Raw genomic sequence first — 12,791 nt, 5'->3', positions numbered from 1 at the left:
TTAAAACAATAGAGAATGCAATATTTTTTTTACTCATCCTAGCCGTCCCAAATCAGCTTTCTAGATTTTCCTTGTCAAAGGAAACAATTGTAAGTTCAAACGATATACCTGATCCGGCTTTCTGCTGGCATTGGCAATGGAGGCTATTTTTCGTCGGCACGAAAGCAGTTCCTCCACAATTTGTTCGTAAGCTTCACGATCAACACTCATTGTAACACCCATAATATTTCGATCATTCACATCAAACGCATCTATAGATTTTTGAGCAAGCGCAGCCATTTCCCGATGCATCGTCCGTACAGCCACGGGAATCGCATCGGAATTCCCCACGAGAGCCTTATCCGTCTGCACATAAACATTACGGCCCTTCTTCTGTAACAAACCCAACTTTACCATCAAATCAAGCGAAGCGCAGACTTCGTCGGCACTTACCGGCTGCCAGCACATGGCTGCCATAGCCTCGGGAGTGGCACCCGGCATCATGGCCACTAATTCACGCAGCACCGGATTCTTCCAGGACTCAAAATAAGCGTAGGCGTCGCCATCCAGCACGCGGATCTTTTTTGACTTGGCCACTTCCTGCATGGCACCGAACGCCTTCTTGCGGGACTCGTCATCTTTAGCCTGGTTAAACTGCACCAGGTAACGGAAATAGACGTAATCAAAACCCTTCAGCCCCATGGCGTCGGCCACCTTGCCGATTCCCGCCTCGCTAAGGCTACTTTTGCCCTCGCAAACCAACTTCAGGTAGGTAGGCGAAGAAAACCCTGCCAGACGGGCATATTCTCGCCACGTAAACGAATCCGTTCGCTTACGCTCCTCATAAAACTCCTGCATATAGCAGCGATAGCTTTGATAATCGGTTATGGGATTCAAAAATTTACCTGCCTTGACGGCGAAGGCAAACATAATTTATTTTGTATCATTCGTCAATAAATCAATGATACAAAATTTATTTTATCAATAAAAATAGACGTAAACTACCAGACTCTTAACCAAGAATCCATATTTTTTTATTATAAAAAAAGACCGCGGATTAACACGGTCTAACTATAAAGTAAAAAATTGGCTAAGGCGAATTAAACTTTCCAGTCGCAGAAGTTCTTCAGCATGGCAAGCCCCACATCACCACTCTTTTCCTGATGGAACTGGGAAGCAATCAGGTTATCCTTGCCAATAAGGCCCTGGAAGGTCTGGGTGCCGTAAGTAGTTTCAGCAAAGCTATACTCCGCAGGCACCACCGGGTGATAGGAATGAACGTAGTAGAAATCGCTACCGCTGGCGATGCCCTTCATAATGGGGTGTTCGCGGGTAAATTCCACCTGGTTCCAACCCATGTGAGGGATCTTCAGGCCCGGTTCATCCTTAAAGCGCACAGCCTTGCCGGGAATCAGACCCAAAGTCTTGACTCCGCCATCTTCTTCGGATTCTTCCAGAATGATCTGGCAACCGATACAAATACCAAGCACAGGATTGCCGGCCTTCACCACCGTCTTGATGGCCTCACCGATTCCGGTCCTAGTCAAGGTTTCCATAGCCGAAGCCGCAGCGCCAACGCCAGGGAAAATCAGGCGATCAGCCTTGGCAATCACTTCGGGATCGCGGCTAGAAACAGCATCGGCACCGATGTGTTCCAAAGCGTTCATCACAGACGTCAAGTTGCCAGCGTTGTAGTCAACTACGATAATAGACATAGAAACCTCGTTTTTACAACCGCAAAGATAGAAAAAAGATTAAAACCGTCGAAGTGCCGCCCTAGTTATTGCACCAGGGGAACGTATAATTCAGCTGCGGCCTGATGGTATCAGCCCTTACCGGGAAATCGTTAGCGGCATTCATCTGCATAATACCCACAACACCGTTGGCCATTCTGGCCTTGATGTTCTGGACATCATCCCAAGGCTTCTTGTGGCCGTTACTTGCGCCACCGGCACCATAGCCCGCATCCGCAAGAATGGGCTTGCCCGTCACCTCATGAATCTTCGCCCAGGTGGCAGAATTGGCAGCCACAATCTTCTCGGATGTCGCCAGGGACGAACCGCCGGAAGTTCCCGCAAAATCCACGATACTCATGTCAAAGTTGGAATACCACTGGGCAAACAGGGCCGTATCCTTATCGCCAATCCAGGGTGAAATATCGATGGCAATCTTTGCCGCAGGCAAGTAGGCACGAATGGTATCCACGATCTGCTTGAAGTACACGCCCATTAGGGAATCGGGAATGCCGCCTCCTTCCTGGACAGTTCCATCGTATCTTTCCTTCTGCCTTGAAGCCGTTTCGGAATACTGATAAAAATCCGGTTCAATCAGCCAGATGGATTCATAAGTATCCGCATCCACCTCCAGACGGTAAATCAGCTGTTCACGCATACCGTTGGCATAAGCCGCATAACGATACAAAATGGAGTCCGCAAAATATTCGCGAATCATCTGGGCCCCATGGGAGCAATGGGTCTTTTCTGCCTTGGAAATATTGCAGTCGTCAATTCCATGATCCTTGTCGAACTCGGCAATCACGTAAGCGTAAATCATGGGAGTCGCGCCAATTTCCACGCTCATCTTTACCATACGTTCTTCAAAGCCGTTATAGAAATCGTTATCACCAAGCCAGACCGCAATATAGTCCAGGCCGGCGTAATTCGTAGAATCGCGTTCCTTGTCGGTACTCCAGGCCGCACCAAAATTAAACTGGCACGGATCGAAACCTCTCTTATGAGGCGCCACGTCATACGCAGTCCACAAACCGGACTCGCAACGGTAATAACTCTTACCCGTTTCGATCCACACAAAACCGCCCTCCTCCTCGGGAGCGCAGGGCAAAGTCTGGGGGACTTCTACTACAGCCGACGAAAAAACTTCAGCGGGGTCAGCCGTTCCCATGGCAGAACTAGATTCCGCCTGAGGAACCGGATCCGAATTTTCTGCTTCAGAGGCTGACTCGCCACATGCCACGAAAAAACTGCAACCCGCCACAAAAAGCGTAAGGGCCAAAAGTCCAAAACGATTCTTCATCAAGTCTCCTTTTCCTAAATACCCGAACACCGACACAAAGATACTTAATGGAATCGCAAAATAAAACCCCAGACCGCCCTATTTATTCAAGGAGTCCAGCGCCTCGCCCGCCAATTCCACACAGCGGTTGCAGGGAATCACCCCATTGGGGCGAATTTCACTACACAGGGTGCAGCCCTTGGCACCGTTCTTGAAGAACTCCACAATGGCATCAGACTGGGCAGGAGCCAACAGCTTTGCCGCATGTAAGGCGCCGCAAGTTCCCTCCGGAGCACGACCGCCACTGAACTGCTTTACAGCCATGGCCAGTTCCAGAGCTTCCGCTTCAGACTTGCCCTGGGCACGCCAATAACCATAAGTCACAGACACAGCGCAGTTGCCGTGTTCCTTGTGATACACCTTTGAAATTTCAGAAATCTTTTCTGCCATAAAAACCTCACGTTTTAATAGTCACTTGTCTGCAAAACGGAATGTCTCCGCTGGTAATCAATCTTTTTCTGCTTAAAGAAATCCGCCCGTAATCATTGCAACACCGCCATAACTGAACGCATTATCAAAACTGCGTTTGTCCATGGCAAGTCCCGCGGACAGCATATCAATACCGATAAGGGCGATACCAAGCCCTGCCCTACCACAAATCCCACCATAGCGGGCAAACTGCTTAGCCTTGCCAATATTGTAGTTGTAATCCTTCATGTAAATGGACACACTATCCGCAAAAACGGCACGGTCTTCGTTCCAGTTCAGCAACGAATCAGGCACAGAATTTTCCGACCCATAGGAAGACTCCTCCTGCGGCACAACATCAGTCCCGTCCACACTGCCGTAGATAGCCATACCCTTGGGAACAAGCTGAGCCTGAGCCGCCCCTACAGAAATCAACAAAACTAACCCCCAAATCAATTTGTTCATGACTGCAAAAATACAAAATTAAACAGATAATACTATATTCAGTACATGCCTAACGAAAACAACAACAATGAAGAATTAGATCTGGACGCCATCATCAACAACATGAGCTCCATCAACAGTGAAGACTACTGGTTCAAGAAAGTGAGCCAATTCGAGGAGCACGACGAAACCGTCAACCCCAACGCCAGCCAACAATGACTTAGAGCTTGACTACGGTTATCAAAGTCATTTCCGTTCAATTCAACCGTAGTGGTCCGCAAGGCGCAAGCCCACCTCCCCCAAATACAAAAAAATCCCGACTTCCATCGGGATTTTTTCAATTCACAATTTCTCTAAAACGCAAATGTAATTTGCGATTAGAAGCAAGCAGTGCAAGGCGCGAGCCCCCGTAGCGTACTTTCGTACGTGAGGGGGCGAGCAACGCGGCAATGCGCCGCTTATCATCGCAAGTTACTTGTCGGTCAGGGCTGCGACGCCCGGCAGGACCTTGCCTTCCAGGAGTTCGAGAGAAGCGCCACCACCGGTAGAGGTGTGGGTGACCTTCTTGTCTGCGCCGTACTTCTTAGCTGCAGTAGCGGTATCGCCACCACCGATCACGGTGATTGCGCCAGCTGCGGTAGCTTCGACGATGGCGTCAGCCATAGCCTTGGTAGCCTTTTCGAATGCTTCGAATTCGAACACGCCTGCAGGACCGTTCCAAACGATGGTCTTGGAGGACTTGATAGCTTCAACGAACTTCTTGGTGGATTCTGCACCAACGTCCAGACCCATCCAGCCAGCGGGGATACCTTCAGCGTCAGAAACAGCCTTGGTAGCAGCGTCAGCAGCGAACTTGTCAGCAGCGATGTAGTCAACCGGGAGGATGATTTCCTTGCCAGCAGCCTTAGCCTTAGCCATCAGTTCCGGAACCAGCTTTGCGCCTTCTTCGTCGAACAGAGAAGAACCGATTTCGATATTGTCGATCACCTTCTTGAAGGTGAATGCCATGCCGCCGCCGATGATGATCTTGTCAGCCTTGTCCAGGAGGTTGTTGATGAGCTGGATCTTGTCGGCAACCTTAGCACCGCCGAGGATTGCGAGGAACGGACGCGGGGGGTTGTTGAGAACTGCGTCGAATGCCTTGAGTTCCTTGTTCATGAGGAAGCCAGCAGCGCGCTGCGGCAGTTCAACACCAGTCATGGAAGAGTGGTCGCGGTGAGCGGTACCGAAAGCGTCGTTAACATAGACGTCAGCGAGCTTGGTGAGAGAAGCGCGGAATGCCTTGACAGCTTCCTTGTCAGCCTTAACCTTGTTGCCTTCGGCGTCCTTCTTCTTGCCTTCTTCTTCGATGTGGAAGCGGAGGTTTTCGAGGAGGATGATTTCACCCGGCTTGATAGCAGCGCAAGCAGCTTCAACTTCTGCACCTGCACAGTCAGAGAGGAACTTCACCGGCTTCTTGATGAGTTCTTCGAGCTTCTTGGCAACGGGAGCGAGAGTGTACTTCATGTTCACTTCGCCATTGGGGCGGCCCAGGTGAGAAGCGAGGATAACAGCAGCACCCTTATCGAGAGCGCACTGGATAGTGGGGAGAGCAGCTTCGATACGCTTGGTGTTGGTGATTTCGCCGGTGACCTTGTCCTGGGGAACGTTGAAGTCGACACGGATGAACACGCGCTTGCCAGCGAGTTCGAGATCTTCAATAGAAAGCTTTGCCATGATTAGCACCTTCTGGTTAGAGTTAAAATTTACGGATTAAAATATAGTAAAAGGGGGCAAAAAAACATGGTCAAATGCACAAATCAACTATGCAAAGCATACTTTTGTAAACTTTTCTTTATATAATTTACATCATCTATCCGACTATCCCTTAATCATTTACCTTTGTATACTGCAAAAAACTTTCCTTTGTGAATTTTCAATCTTTTTTTTATATATTTCACGAAAAATAGTCCATATTGGAGTTATCAAATGAAACGTTCAATTTTGTGGGCCCTGTGCCTTTCTGTCGTGTCCGCTTTTGCCGGTCCGTACGATATCAATGAATTTGATGCTAAGGACGCCGGTACTCCCGACGAATACATCTCTGCCGAATTCGGTGGCGAACTGAAGACTATCCCGGCAGACGAAGTGGAATCCCTCCAGGATGGCCGTCTGGTCGTCCGTCAGAAGTTTGTAGACCCGTTCGGCGACAACGACGCGACCTACCAGCTCTACCAGGGCTCCGCAGGCGACCTGTCCTCCATGACCGCCATGACCGCTGACGGCGTCGACTACTCCAAGCTCCTGACCGCCAAGGTTTACTCCAAGCGCGGCATGGACGCCGACAAGGACGTCGAAAAGGTATACTTCGATGGCAAGTCCGTCTTCGCCGACGGTCTTTCCTCTGCAATCGTCTTCATTGACGGCAGCCCCGTGACCCTCAAGGGCGAAGGCGCCGACGAACCTGTCGCCGAAACCGCTGCCGCTGCAACCAGCAGTGACGAATACTGCGACGACGATGAAGATTGCGAAGACGATGATGACGTCTTCCAGTACAAGACTACCGCTCCGATAGACAACTCTGCAGCCGACAGCCGTGACCAGGCAGCCAGCGACGCAGCAGGCAACGTAGGCGACCGTTTCGGTATCGCTGACGAAGTCCGCTTCTGGAGCGCAGTGGGTCTCACCGCCCTGGCCGCAGCAAGCATCGTCATGGGCATCCTCCAGCAGAAGGAAGCCAACAAGGCCCAGAGCGCCTACGACGACCTGGACGAACTTAAGGGCAACCTCCTCCGCGCCTGTAACGGCAACCCCAGCTGTGAAGAAGTGATGATTTCCAAGGGCGAGTACGTGCTTAGAACCACCGAAGAAGGCCCCGTCTACTGGACCATGCAGAGCCTCCAGAACCGTATGAACGAAAACAAGAAGACCCACGATTCCTATGCTTCTGCCCGTAACATCTGGTTCGGCGTAGCAGGCGCATCTATCGCAGGCGCAGTCGTTCTCTACGTATGGTAACAGAACTCGGTAAAATCAGCCTTCGGGACCTTACTTTCGACTGCATCATCGGGACCCTTCCCTATGAACGCGAAAACGAACAGCCGATCGTACTGAACGTGACCGTCTGGTCTGATTTTACCCTCGCTGCCAGAAACGAAGACCTGGCACACTCCATAGACTATGCACAACTGGCGGAAGACCTGAAAGGGTTTATCCGCCTTTCTTGTTTCCAGCTGGAAGAAACCCTGGTGTACCGCTGCGCCGAACGCATTCTCGGGAATTATCCCAAGGCTCAGGCCGTCGAGGTTTCCGTCAGAAAGCCGTGCGCCATCCCTGATTGCGTCGGGGCAGAATCATCCATTAGGATGCGACGCTAAGCAAGAGATAAAACAAGAGATTAAGCAAGAAGCGCCCCTCCGTTAGGAGAGGCGCTTTGCTTGTGATGAGGGGACGGAGGAGAAAGTTCTTTTACAACGTTCAATCAGGAGCGAAAGGAACGATAGCGAAGCGCCTCGGACAGGTCCAGAATTTCGACGGCAGGAGCCCCGCGAAGGTCAGCTATGGTCCGTCCCACCTTCAGGAGCCTGAAGTAGCCTCGTGCACTCAAGCCCATCTTGTCGGCGGCAGATATGGCAAAACGCTCGGTAGCTGCAGACAACCTGCAGAACGATTTCGCCGCTTCGGACGACATTTCCGCATTGGTCTTGAAAGGGAGATTCTTAAAGCGATCCCTCTGCAAGGCCCTAGCCTCACAGACCCGCTTGCGAATGTCTGCAGAAGTCTCAGATATAGTGGCCCCGCTGGCAAACTGGGATGCCTCCACAGAGGGCACACTGACCTGGATATCGATACGATCCAGCAGCGGTCCCGAAATTTTTTCCTGATATCGCTTGCGGGCTTCCGGCAGGCACGTACAGCTCCGTTTTGCATCCATGGCATAGCCACAGGGGCAAGGATTCATGGCAGCCCCCATCATAAAACGAGCAGGCCACACGACCGTTCCGCTAGCCCGGCTCACCGAAATGAGTCCCTCTTCCATCGGTTCTCGCAAAGCCTCCAGGACACTGCGGTTGAATTCGGGGAGTTCATCAAGAAACAAAACGCCATTATGAGCCATGCTAGCCTCCCCAGGCCGCAAATGCACGCCGCCCCCAACAAGAGACACCATAGACGCCGAATGGTGTGGCGTCCGGATAGGACGAACCATTACCGGCTTAAAGCATTCCATATCCCCTGCAGCCCTTGCGCAGGAATGTATGCGGGTCGTCTCGAGAATTTCCTCATCCGTCATTTCGGGGAGGATTCCCGGAAGGCATTTGGCACATAAAGATTTTCCCGCACCGGGAGAACCAACCAACAGGAAATTATGGGCTCCGGCAGCAGCCACCTCAAGAGCTCTTTTGACCCCTTCCATCCCGATGACATTCTTAAAGTCTGGTATTCCCTGTATGCAGGCATACCCCTGTCCAGCGCCCCTCTCCGCTCCATGCGCGGCAGCCAGTCCCGCCGCCGAAACAGCCTTAGACACAGCCCCCTTTTCTAACACACCAACGCATTCCTTTAGGGAATCCGCACACACGTACCGCACACCTTCTACAAGACGCACCTCCCGTTCGTTCCCCCGAGGCACCACAAGAACGTCTCTCTTGCGATCAGGGAGACTCATGGCCACCGAAAGGACTCCACGAACAGGCTTCAGCAAACCATCTAGGGAAAGTTCCCCCACAAACACCAACCGTTCCAAATCAGGAACTTCAATTTCGCCGGTAGCCACAAGAAGACCGATAGCCAACGGCAGGTCAAGGGCACTGCCCTCCTTCCGCAAATCCGCGGGCGACAAGTTCACCGTCGTTCGGAAACCTGTCACCACCTTATCTATGGAACGGATGGCCGAGACCACTCGTTCCCTAGATTCCCTTACCGCATTGTCAGGTAATCCAACCAAAGTAAAACCCGGCAGCCCCTGAGAGGCGTCGACCTCGACGCTTACGGGAACAGCCTTTATTCCAAACAGGCAGTAAGAACGGATTCTATGGAACAAGAGAACCTTCCTAGGCCATGGCGGCCTGATAGCGTTCAAGAACACAGTTTTCGATGTGTTCACGGAGCTGGCGGGTAACGGGAGAGCAAATGGTGCGGAATTCCTCGCCCTTATAGAAAGGATCGTTCGGATAGCCCACAAACATACCGTTTTCACCATCCATCACACGAAGACCACGAATCAACATCTGGTCATTCAGGACTACGGTGGCAAGCCCCTTAATATGTCCCATGCTAGGTCCTTCCTTAAAAGGGAAAACCTGGACACTGGTGACCGCAAGACAATCAAACTGACTTGTTGCCTGTTTGACTTCATTTTCTTTTATCTGTTCTGCCATAAAGACCTCCTAAGTCATTGGCGTTAACTTATCCAACATCTAACGGTTTCCAAAACCGTCCGATGACGCCCCCTTAATGCAAAAGCCATGCCAAATACAAAAACGCCCTTTTTCATCAAAAAAAGGCATTCCCATTTTTTCATTCTAAATTAAGCAGCGATTAATCACTGATTAATCAGTGATTATCTATCTTATAGCCATGCTTCTTAATGCAAATCTAAACTGGCCTCAGAATCAGGGAAAAGTTCTCCCCTCAGTCCTTGCCGACGTAGAAATCAGCGCCGACTATTTTACCGTCAGCTTTACCATCGAGGAACCCGACACCTGCTTCCGTGCCGAAGTGCAAGAAGACAACGGCCGCAGTTGGGAAGATTCCTGCGTAGAAATTTTCCTGCAGAACCCAGCAAACCCCAGCGAGTACTTCAACTTCGAAACGACAAGCCGAGGTTTCCTGCTGGCAGCCCACGGGCCAGATCGCAACAACCGTACCACCCTGTCCCAGGAAGACATCAACAAGGTCATCCGCACAAAGCAAGTGGCCAGCGTCGCCGGGAACCTGGTCTGCTGGGGAATGACCGTACAGATTCCCGCCAGCCTCTTCGGACTGAATTCATTTGTCGGAAAGTCTCTTCGTGGCAACCTCTATAAATGCGGCGACAAGTCCCAGTCGCCCCACTATCTGAGCGCCTTCCCCGTAGAAACAGAAAAGCCGGATTTTCACCGGCCCGAATTCTTCAGAGAATTTGTATAAAGTGTGCGGCGATTACTGCCGCGTTTTTTATTTCATCTTGATTTTCATTTCGAAGACCTGACGTCCTGTCTCATCTTCAATCTTCATGTAGGTGGCGCCCTTGTGGTCCGCACGGAAAATCTTCAGCAGAGTTCCTTCCATGGACTCTCCCAAAAAATGGACTTCCATTTCGGAGGGAGTACAAAGTTCCCAGTCTGCAGAAGAGAACACGTTCATCGACAATTCGATGTACTTGATGTTGTTCATATGATGAGACATGTCCAGATGCTGAGGCAGAACCCGCTGCTGGTAAATCTCTTCGTACTCATCGGGAGTCACTTCGAACTTGGTAAACTTGTCATCGAGGACCTGTTCCGGGAACCCCTCTGTAGGAAAGCCCACCGTAGAAAGTTTCATGGGACGATGACGTACCAAATCCAGGCAGCAGGCCTCCTGTACGGCCAACACAATGGGTTCGCCCTCGGTTGTGGTAATGGCGGTACTTTCATAAGTTCGAATCAGGCTGTTACTTGTAGGGTATGAAGTCGTCACCACCTTATCACCCCAGAACGGGCGCTGGAAAAATTTCAGTTTGGCCTTGGAAATAACCCAATAGCCGCCCTTTTCCTTTACGAAAAAATTATCCTGTTTGAGTTTCCCCAGATTTTCACAGAGGTTATCCTGGACCATAAGAACCGTCTGGGCCACGCCCATTTTCCCGGACACGTCAATATAAGCCGACGTAACGGTACGGGGCTTCTGAAAAACAAGGGGATTTTTTGCAAGAGAATAAATATCAATCATGGCAGTGAAGAGTGAAGAGTGAATAGTTTACTTGATTAATATATATGCAAAAAAGAAAAAGTACCGGCAAAAATGTCGGTACTTCCTGAAAAAGTTTCGTTCGCGAGGCCGCGACGTTCAACTCTTAGATCTTTTTAAGAACCAAGAGATGGCCAGGAGCCTTGTTGGGATCCAGACGGACGAAGTTCTTGTTGCCGCGCCAGACGAAGGATTCGTCGGTGAGCAAGTCCTTCAGGAAGAAGAAGGAATCTTCGTTCAGGCCGAGCTTAGACATATCCAGTTCCACCATGCCTTCCTGGGCGTTATCCATGTCCATGTTGCAGACGAACAGGAGAACGTCTTCGCCAGACTTCTTGGAGTAAACCATGAGCTGGTCGTTGGCGCAGTAGTGGAAGTCCAGGTTATCGTATTCCTGGAGAGCCGGATGTTCAAGGCGGGCGGTGTTCACGCGGCGGACGAAGTCCTGGATGCCGGGGCCAGCCCAGTTGTGAACCTTGTACTGGTACTTTTCGGAATCCTGCAGTTCTTCCTTGATGGGAGAAGGAATGTTTTCGCAGAGTTCGTAACCGTTATACATACCGGTAAGGCTGCTCAAGGTACCAGCCAGGAAGTAGCGCTGCTTGAAGGCATTTGCACCCTTGTAAGCCAGGTACTTGGGGAAGATGTCCGGTGTGGTCGGGAAGAAGATGCCGCGCATGTATTCCTTGGCGTCGGACTGGGTCAGTTCCTTCAGGTACTGTTCGAATTCCCACTTGGCGCTACGCCATGCGAAGTAGGTGTAGCTCATGTCGAAGCCAGCCTTGGCCAGGCGATGCATCATCTTGGGGCGGGTGAAGGCTTCTGCCAGGAACACCAGTTCCGGACGCTTTTCCTTGACGTCGGCGATGAGCCATTCCCAGAAGGGGAAGGGCTTGGTGTGGGGATTATCGATACGGAAAATTTCGATGCCCTTATCGGCCCAGAACAGGATGATGTTCTCGATTTCCTGCCACAGTTCCTTGTAGTTCTTGTTGTAGTAGTCGAAGGGGTAAATGTCTTCGTACTTCTTGGGCGGATTTTCAGCAAACTTGATGGAGCCATCAGGTTCGTGGTAGAACCATTCCGGATGTTCCTTAACGTAGGGGTGATCCGGGGAGCAGTTCAAGGCGATGTCCAGAGCCAGGCGCAAACCCTTGGAGCGTGCAGCCTTGGCAAAATGTTCAAAGTCCTTCATGGAGCCCAGTTCAGGGTCGGTAGCGTAGTGACCGCCAAACTTGTTACCAACGGCATACGGGCAACCCGGTTCCAGGGGCTTACCCTTCTTGTCGGTCTTGGCGTGGAGGGCGTTGTTGGCACCCTTACGGTTGGTGACACCAATGGGGTGAATGGGAACCAGGTAAACTGTATCGAAGCCGAGGTCAGCGATGTAGTCCAGCTGCGTTTCGCAGTCCTTCCAGGTAGCGCTCTTGGTGGCGTCGGTACCCTGGGACTTGGGCCACATTTCGTACCAAGTACCGGTACGTGCATAAGCCGGGTCAACGCGGAGCTTCATCACCGGGCTTTCAGTAGGAACATCCTTAGGTTCCTTGGTCCAGGCGCAAATCTTGTATTCGTAGTAACCGATGTTGTTGACGGTAAAGGAACCTTCCCAGAGGTCGTTGTCAACGAAATGCATGGGAGCCTGTTCCCACTTGACGGCGGCAGGCTTTGCTGCGGCCTTGGTGGTCTTCTTGGCCTTGCCTTCTACGGGGACATGGCGGTAAAAAATTGCGGCGTCATACTTCTCGTGGCTGTGGCGGAAAATGTCTGCCTGCACGGTCACGGAATCACCCGGTTCGCGCTTGATCATGAAACGGCCGCCCTCGATGTTCGGGCGGATATTCTCGATAACGAGATTGTCTTTTAAAGTAGGAATCATTGCCATAGTGCTATAAAATTAGAAAGGTTAAAGGATAATGGTTATAGACGTTCCATCAAAGTTATAGAAAAAAGGCACCCACCAGGATGCCTTTAAAAGT

At 51.1% G+C, this 12,791-nt stretch carries 14 protein-coding genes; 4 read left to right on the top strand and 10 right to left on the bottom strand.

Features of this window, described 5'->3' with window-relative positions:
• Positions 1–60 precede the first annotated feature (60 nt).
• From BUB38_RS08580 to BUB38_RS08560, 5 genes are all read right to left on the bottom strand, one after another.
• Positions 61–876 carry a TIGR02147 family protein gene (locus BUB38_RS08580; protein WP_073159674.1) on the bottom strand — a complete coding sequence of 272 codons (816 nt, stop codon included), beginning with the start codon at positions 874–876 and terminating at the stop codon, positions 61–63.
• A gap of 203 nt (positions 877–1,079) precedes the next feature.
• The gene (gene hisH, locus BUB38_RS08575; RefSeq protein ID WP_073159573.1) at positions 1,080–1,694 is read right to left on the bottom strand and encodes an imidazole glycerol phosphate synthase subunit HisH; all 615 of its coding nucleotides are present in this window, start codon (positions 1,692–1,694) and stop codon (positions 1,080–1,082) included.
• Between the two features lie 61 nt (positions 1,695–1,755).
• Positions 1,756–3,012 carry a hypothetical protein gene (locus BUB38_RS08570; protein WP_073159571.1) on the bottom strand — a complete coding sequence of 419 codons (1,257 nt, stop codon included), beginning with the start codon at positions 3,010–3,012 and terminating at the stop codon, positions 1,756–1,758.
• Positions 3,013–3,090: 78 nt separating this feature from the next.
• Complete coding sequence (locus BUB38_RS08565) at positions 3,091–3,441, bottom strand: hypothetical protein (protein ID WP_073159569.1); 351 nt, start codon at positions 3,439–3,441, stop codon at positions 3,091–3,093.
• A 72-nt stretch (positions 3,442–3,513) separates the two neighbouring features.
• Positions 3,514–3,924 carry a hypothetical protein gene (locus BUB38_RS08560; protein ID WP_139258344.1) on the bottom strand — a complete coding sequence of 137 codons (411 nt, stop codon included), beginning with the start codon at positions 3,922–3,924 and terminating at the stop codon, positions 3,514–3,516.
• Positions 3,925–3,969: 45 nt separating this feature from the next.
• On the opposite strand from BUB38_RS08560, the gene BUB38_RS16325 reads away from it, so the two are divergent.
• Positions 3,970–4,122 (top strand): hypothetical protein, encoded by a 153-nt coding sequence (locus tag BUB38_RS16325; RefSeq protein ID WP_175547660.1) that lies wholly within the window; start codon positions 3,970–3,972, stop codon positions 4,120–4,122.
• 252 nt (positions 4,123–4,374) lie between these two features.
• Here BUB38_RS16325 and pgk read toward each other — a convergent pair whose 3' ends face one another.
• On the bottom strand, positions 4,375–5,619 hold the full coding sequence (gene pgk, locus BUB38_RS08555) for a phosphoglycerate kinase (RefSeq protein ID WP_073159565.1): 1,245 nt from the start codon (positions 5,617–5,619) through the stop codon (positions 4,375–4,377).
• 252 nt (positions 5,620–5,871) lie between these two features.
• Between pgk and BUB38_RS08550 the strand changes: the two genes are divergently transcribed.
• Positions 5,872–6,900, top strand: coding sequence for a hypothetical protein (locus BUB38_RS08550; protein WP_073159563.1), 1,029 nt, complete (start codon positions 5,872–5,874; stop codon positions 6,898–6,900).
• On the top strand, positions 6,894–7,259 hold the full coding sequence (locus BUB38_RS08545; RefSeq protein ID WP_073159561.1) for a dihydroneopterin aldolase: 366 nt from the start codon (positions 6,894–6,896) through the stop codon (positions 7,257–7,259). The genes BUB38_RS08550 and BUB38_RS08545 overlap by 7 nt, the downstream gene beginning before the upstream one ends.
• A gap of 104 nt (positions 7,260–7,363) precedes the next feature.
• On the opposite strand, the gene BUB38_RS08540 is transcribed toward BUB38_RS08545, so the two are convergent.
• Both BUB38_RS08540 and BUB38_RS08535 read right to left on the bottom strand, forming a co-directional pair.
• Complete coding sequence (locus BUB38_RS08540) at positions 7,364–8,923, bottom strand: YifB family Mg chelatase-like AAA ATPase (RefSeq protein ID WP_073159559.1); 1,560 nt, start codon at positions 8,921–8,923, stop codon at positions 7,364–7,366.
• A 10-nt stretch (positions 8,924–8,933) separates the two neighbouring features.
• Positions 8,934–9,260: a SpoVG family protein gene (locus BUB38_RS08535; RefSeq protein ID WP_073159557.1), complete on the bottom strand. Its 327-nt coding sequence runs from the start codon at positions 9,258–9,260 to the stop codon at positions 8,934–8,936.
• A 199-nt stretch (positions 9,261–9,459) separates the two neighbouring features.
• Here BUB38_RS08535 and BUB38_RS08530 point away from each other — a divergent pair, with 199 nt between their 5' ends.
• Positions 9,460–10,011, top strand: coding sequence for a carbohydrate-binding family 9-like protein (locus BUB38_RS08530; protein ID WP_073159672.1), 552 nt, complete (start codon positions 9,460–9,462; stop codon positions 10,009–10,011).
• A 27-nt stretch (positions 10,012–10,038) separates the two neighbouring features.
• Here the strand turns inward: BUB38_RS08530 and BUB38_RS08525 are convergent, their stop codons facing one another.
• Positions 10,039–10,794 (bottom strand): acyl-[acyl-carrier-protein] thioesterase, encoded by a 756-nt coding sequence (locus BUB38_RS08525; protein WP_073159555.1) that lies wholly within the window; start codon positions 10,792–10,794, stop codon positions 10,039–10,041.
• Positions 10,795–10,918: 124 nt separating this feature from the next.
• On the bottom strand, positions 10,919–12,697 hold the full coding sequence (locus tag BUB38_RS08520) for an alpha-1,4-glucan--maltose-1-phosphate maltosyltransferase (protein ID WP_073159553.1): 1,779 nt from the start codon (positions 12,695–12,697) through the stop codon (positions 10,919–10,921).
• Between the last annotated feature and the right edge of the window lie 94 nt (positions 12,698–12,791).

It is taken from the genome of Fibrobacter sp. UWH5 (assembly GCF_900142505.1).
Classification (GTDB): Bacteria; Fibrobacterota; Fibrobacteria; order Fibrobacterales; family Fibrobacteraceae; genus Fibrobacter.
The sequence above is the reverse complement of the archived record's forward strand: the minus strand, read 5'-3'. Positions and strand labels throughout refer to the sequence as shown.

Excerpts from the sequence above, each read along its gene's own strand:
- BUB38_RS08530 (WP_073159672.1), top strand. The coding sequence starts at position 9,460 with ATGCTTCTTAATGCAAATCTAAACTGGCCTCAGAATCAGGGAAAAGTT.
- BUB38_RS08520 (WP_073159553.1), bottom strand. The coding sequence starts at position 12,697 with ATGGCAATGATTCCTACTTTAAAAGACAATCTCGTTATCGAGAATATC.
- BUB38_RS08570 (WP_073159571.1), bottom strand. The coding sequence starts at position 3,012 with ATGAAGAATCGTTTTGGACTTTTGGCCCTTACGCTTTTTGTGGCGGGT.
- BUB38_RS08560 (WP_139258344.1), bottom strand. The coding sequence starts at position 3,924 with ATGAACAAATTGATTTGGGGGTTAGTTTTGTTGATTTCTGTAGGGGCG.
- BUB38_RS08565 (WP_073159569.1), bottom strand. The coding sequence starts at position 3,441 with ATGGCAGAAAAGATTTCTGAAATTTCAAAGGTGTATCACAAGGAACAC.
- BUB38_RS08525 (WP_073159555.1), bottom strand. The coding sequence starts at position 10,794 with ATGATTGATATTTATTCTCTTGCAAAAAATCCCCTTGTTTTTCAGAAG.
- hisH (WP_073159573.1), bottom strand. The coding sequence starts at position 1,694 with ATGTCTATTATCGTAGTTGACTACAACGCTGGCAACTTGACGTCTGTG.
- BUB38_RS08535 (WP_073159557.1), bottom strand. The coding sequence starts at position 9,260 with ATGGCAGAACAGATAAAAGAAAATGAAGTCAAACAGGCAACAAGTCAG.
- BUB38_RS08550 (WP_073159563.1), top strand. The coding sequence starts at position 5,872 with ATGAAACGTTCAATTTTGTGGGCCCTGTGCCTTTCTGTCGTGTCCGCT.
- pgk (WP_073159565.1), bottom strand. The coding sequence starts at position 5,619 with ATGGCAAAGCTTTCTATTGAAGATCTCGAACTCGCTGGCAAGCGCGTG.
- BUB38_RS16325 (WP_175547660.1), top strand. The coding sequence starts at position 3,970 with ATGCCTAACGAAAACAACAACAATGAAGAATTAGATCTGGACGCCATC.
- BUB38_RS08545 (WP_073159561.1), top strand. The coding sequence starts at position 6,894 with ATGGTAACAGAACTCGGTAAAATCAGCCTTCGGGACCTTACTTTCGAC.